The organism is Micrococcus sp. KRD077 (assembly GCF_017168505.1).
Taxonomy (GTDB): domain Bacteria; phylum Actinomycetota; class Actinomycetes; order Actinomycetales; family Micrococcaceae; genus Micrococcus; species Micrococcus luteus.
The window spans coordinates 23,983-28,324 of sequence record NZ_JABFAZ010000018.1 but is presented as its reverse complement, the minus strand read 5'-3'; the positions used below and the strand labels follow the sequence as shown (position 1 = coordinate 28,324).

The window sequence follows — 4,342 nt, the reverse complement described above, 5'->3', positions numbered from 1 at the left end:
GTGTACGTGCCCCGGCCCCCGCCCCGGGCACGTACACGGTCCGCGAGGGCGACGGCTGGTGGATCATCGCCCACCGCACCGGCGTGACGATGGAGACCCTCCAGCGCCTCAACGGCATGACCGCGACCACCGTGCTGCACCCGGGGATGGTGCTGCGGACCGGCCAGACCGCCTCCGCCCCGGCGCCCTCGCCCGCCACGTACGTGGTCCAGGCGAACGACGGCTGGTGGCTCATCGCCCAGCGCACGGGCGTCTCCATGGAGCGCCTGCAACGCCTCAACGGCATGACGGTCTCGACCATGCTCCACCCGGGCATGGTGCTGCGCACCGCCTGAGCGCCCCGCCGGGACGACGTCGGCCCGCACCTGCGCGTGAAGGTGCGGGCCGCCGTCGTCGGTTGAGTTATCACCGGTCGCAGGCCGCTGCACCCGGGATAAGTCAACCGACGTTGCTCCCCACGAGAAGTCGACGAGGGCGCAGGCCTCCGAGAGCCCGTGGGGCCGGTGGCTGCGGCGCCGCGGCTCAGTCCTCGAGCTTCTCGAACCGCACGCCGGGGTGCGCCGCCTCCAGCTCCTCCCACGTGATGCCGTGCAGCTCGCGGACCCGCACGACCCCGGAGGCGTCCAGCAGGAAGACGCCCCGATCCGCGTAGATGCGGGAGACGCAGCCGACGCCGGTGAGGGGGAACGTGCACTCGGCCAGCAGCTTCGGATCGCCCTTCTTGGTGAAGAGATCCATCATCACGTAGGTGTCCTTGGCGCCGATCGCCAGGTCCATCGCACCCCCGACGGCGGGGATCGCCCCGGGCTTGCCCGTGGACCAGTTGGCGAGGTCGCCGGTCGCGGAGACCTGGTAGGCGCCGAGGACGCACACGTCCAGGTGGCCGCCGCGCATCATGGCGAACGAGTCGGCGTGGTGGAAGTACGCGGCCCCGGGCAGCTCGGTGACGGGGATCTTGCCGGCGTTGATGAGGTCTTCATCGATCTGCTCGCCCTCGGCCTGCGGGCCGAAGCCCAGCATGCCGTTCTCGGTGTGCAGGGTGACGTTCTTCTCCGCCTCCAGGTAGTTGGACACCGTGGTGGGCTGGCCGATGCCCAGGTTCACGAAGGAGCCGGGGGCGATGTCCGCCGCGATCGTACGGGCCAGTTCGTCCTGGGTCAGCGGGGTGTCGGTCTGGGTGATGCTCATCGCTCTCCTCACTTCCCCTCGGCGGCCGGCTCGGCCGCGGTCGTCGTGGCCGCGCACGGCTTCGGCCGGCCCTCCGCCAGGGCAGCCCGCTCGGCGCGCTCCTTCTCCCCGGACTCGGTGTCGATCCGCACCACGGTGTCCGTGTAGATGCCGGGGGTCACCACGTGCTCCGGGTCGATCGGCTCCTCGCGGACCTCGTCCACCTGGACGATCGTGGTGGCGGCGGCCGCGGCCATGACGGGTCCGAAGTTGCGGGCGGTCTTGCGGTACACGAGGTTGCCGTGGCGGTCCGCCGCGTACGCCTTGATGAGCGCGACATCGCCGCGGATCGGGGCCTCCAGCACGTAGTGCGTGCCGTCGATCTCGCGGACCTCCTTGCCCTCGGCCAGCTGCGTGCCGTAGCCGGTGGGCGTGAAGAAGCCGCCGATGCCGGCGCCGCCGGCGCGCAGGCGCTCGGCCAGGTTGCCCTGCGGGACGAGCTCCAGCTCGATCTCCCCGGCACGGTAGGCCTCGTCGAAATGCCACGAGTCGGACTGGCGCGGGAACGAGCAGATGATCTTGGCGACCCGCCGCTCCTTGATCAGCAGCGCCAGGCCCGCGTCCGCCTGGCCCGCGTTGTTGTTGACCACCGTGAGGCCGGTGGCCCCGGACTCGAGCAGCGCGTCGATCAGCTCCATCGGCTGGCCGGCGTTGCCGAACCCGCCGATCAGCACCGTGGCGCCGTCGGTGATGCGGGAGACGGCCTGCGCGGCCGTGTCCACGAACTCCAGCATGGGGACTCCTTGGATGAGGGGGTCGGGTGGGTGCTCGGCCGGACGCGTCAGCGCGCGGCCACGTTCTCGAGGACGACGGCGATGCCCTGGCCCACGCCGATGCACAGCGCGGCCACGCCCCACCGCTCACCGGAGGCCTCGAGGCGGCGGGCCAGCGTGCCGAGCACGCGGGTGCCGGAGGCCCCGAGGGGGTGGCCGATCGCGATCGCGCCGCCCCAGGCGTTCACGATCTCCGGGTCCACGCCCCAGGCGTCCGTGCAGGCCAGGGACTGGGCGGCGAAGGCCTCGTTGAGCTCGACGGCGGCCACGTCCTTCCAGCCGATCCCGGCGCGGGACAGGGCCCGGTTCACCGCCTCCACCGGCGCGTAGCCGAAGAAGTCGGGCTCGTTGGCGGCGGTGGCGCGGCCGGCGATGCGGGCCAGGGGCTCCAGGCCGAGCACATCGGCGCCCGTCGACGAGCCCAGGAGGGCGGCCGAGGCGCCGTCGTTCATGGGCGAGGCGTTGCCCGCCGTGACGGTGCCGTTCTCCCGGCGGAACACGGTGCGCAGGCCGGCGAGGGTCTCGGGGGTGGAGTCCGGGCGGACGGTCTCGTCCCGCTCCAGGTCCGTGCCGGGCACGGCGGCCACGAGGGAGTCATACCGCCCCTCGTCCCACGCCCGCGCGGTAAGGCGGTGCGAGCGCGCGGCGAACTCGTCCTGGCGCTCGCGGGAGATGCCGAAGCGCTCGCGCAGCAGCTCCGTGGCCTCGCCGAGCGAGACGGTCCACTCCGGCGGCATCGCGTCATTGATCAGGCGCCAGCCGAGCGTGGTGTTCGCCGCCGCCAGGTCGTGCATGGGGAACGGGCGGGTGGTCTTGGGCAGCACCCACGGGGCACGGGACATCGACTCCACGCCGCCCACGAGGACCACGTCCGCCTCGCCGGTGTTGATCTGGCGGGAGGCGATGATCGCCGCGTCCAGGGAGGAGCCGCAGAGGCGGTTCACGGTGGTGCCGGGGATGGACAGCGGCAGGCCGGCCAGGAGGGTGGCCATGCGGGCCACGTTGCGGTTCTCCTCGCCCGCGCCGTTGGCGTTGCCGAAGACGACCTCGTCGATCCGCTGCGGGGCGGCGGCGTCCGTGCCGGCCTCGATCGGGCGGCCGGCGGCGGCGTCGGCCACGGCCTGGGCGGACGCGGCGCGCAGGCCCTCCAGGCCCGGGGCGCGGTCCACGAGGGTGCGGACCACGTGGGCGGCCATGTCGTCGGGGCGCACCCCCGACAGCGCGCCGCCGACCTTGCCGAAGGGGGTGCGGACGGCGTCGAACACGTAGGCATCGGTGAGGCTCATGGCCTCACCGTAGGACCGCCTCGGCGGGCGGGGAAGGGTGTGTGCGTGACGCGCACGGGCGTGCGCTGTGCGCATAGCGGACTACGCTGGCGGACATGACCGACGACGTCGACGCCCCCGGCGCACGTCCCGCGTCGGGCGGGGACGTGGTGCGCGCCCTGGCGTCCGGTCTGGCGGTGCTGCGCGCGTTCACCCCGGACACCCCCACGCTCTCGGTGAGCGAGGCCGCGACCGCCGCGGGGGTCACCCGGGCCACGGCGCGGCGCATGCTGCTGACGCTCACGGAGCTCGGCTACGCCGTGCAGGACGGGCGGCGGTTCGCGCTGACCCCGCGCGTGCTGGAGCTCGGCCACGGCTACTGGTCCGGCCGGTCCGTCTCCGAGATCCTCCGGCCGATCCTCACCCAGGCCTCGCAGCGCCTGCACCAGTCCTGCTCCGCGGGCGTGCTCCACGGGGCGCACCTGATGTACATCGCGCGTGTGCACACCGAGCGGATCCTGCGGGTGAACCTCGACGTCGGCACGCGCCTGCCCGCGTTCACCACGTCCATGGGCCGCGTGCTGCTGGCCGACCTGCCCGAGGACGAGGCCTGTGCCCTGCTCGCAGGCGCCCCGCGCACCCCCGCCACGGAGCACACCCTCACGGACGTGGACGCGCTGATGGCCGAGCTGGCGCGCGTGCGGGAGCAGGGCCACGCCGTGGTGACCGCGGAGCTGGACGCCCATCTGAGCAGCGTCGCCGTGCCCGTGCGCGACGCCGAGGGGCGAGTGGCCGTGGCGATCAACACGGCGCTGTCCCTCGGGCCGGACCATCGCGACCCGGGCGCGCGCCGGGCGGCCCTGCGGACCGGGGCCCGCGTCCCGGCGCCGCGCACGCCGGAGGTGGCGGCCGCCGTCGTGCAGGCCCTGCCGGTGCTGCGCGCCGCCGCGGACGACGCCGAGGCCGCCCTGGCCGCGCTCCAGCGCTGAGCGCCCACCCCCTTCAGCACTCCCCGCACCCGCATCCGCACCAGCACCAGCACCCGCCCCCGCGAATCGACTGCGGTTCTGACCCTTC

At 73.9% G+C, this 4,342-nt stretch carries 5 protein-coding genes; 2 read left to right on the top strand and 3 right to left on the bottom strand.

What is annotated here, in order from left to right:
• Positions 1-335, top strand: a 335-nt coding sequence (locus tag J1M39_RS05250) for a LysM peptidoglycan-binding domain-containing protein (RefSeq protein WP_206496536.1), incomplete at its 5' end; no start/stop codon positions are given.
• A gap of 187 nt (positions 336-522) precedes the next feature.
• Here J1M39_RS05250 and J1M39_RS05245 read toward each other — a convergent pair.
• The 3 genes from J1M39_RS05245 to J1M39_RS05235 are packed head-to-tail and all read right to left on the bottom strand — an operon-like array spanning position 523 to position 3,286.
• Entirely contained in the window at positions 523-1,188 is a 666-nt protein-coding gene (locus J1M39_RS05245; protein ID WP_020624468.1) for a 3-oxoacid CoA-transferase subunit B, read from the bottom strand.
• A gap of 8 nt (positions 1,189-1,196) precedes the next feature.
• Positions 1,197-1,961, bottom strand: a complete 765-nt coding sequence (locus J1M39_RS05240; RefSeq protein WP_020624469.1) for a 3-oxoacid CoA-transferase subunit A — start codon at positions 1,959-1,961, stop codon at positions 1,197-1,199.
• A 47-nt stretch (positions 1,962-2,008) separates the two neighbouring features.
• The gene (locus tag J1M39_RS05235) at positions 2,009-3,286 is read right to left on the bottom strand and encodes a thiolase family protein (protein ID WP_020624470.1); all 1,278 of its coding nucleotides are present in this window, start codon (positions 3,284-3,286) and stop codon (positions 2,009-2,011) included.
• A gap of 95 nt (positions 3,287-3,381) precedes the next feature.
• Between J1M39_RS05235 and J1M39_RS05230 the strand changes: the two genes are divergently transcribed.
• A complete protein-coding gene (locus tag J1M39_RS05230) occupies positions 3,382-4,254 on the top strand; it encodes an IclR family transcriptional regulator domain-containing protein (protein WP_020624471.1) in 873 nt (290 codons plus the stop codon).
• The last annotated feature ends 88 nt before the right edge of the window (positions 4,255-4,342 follow it).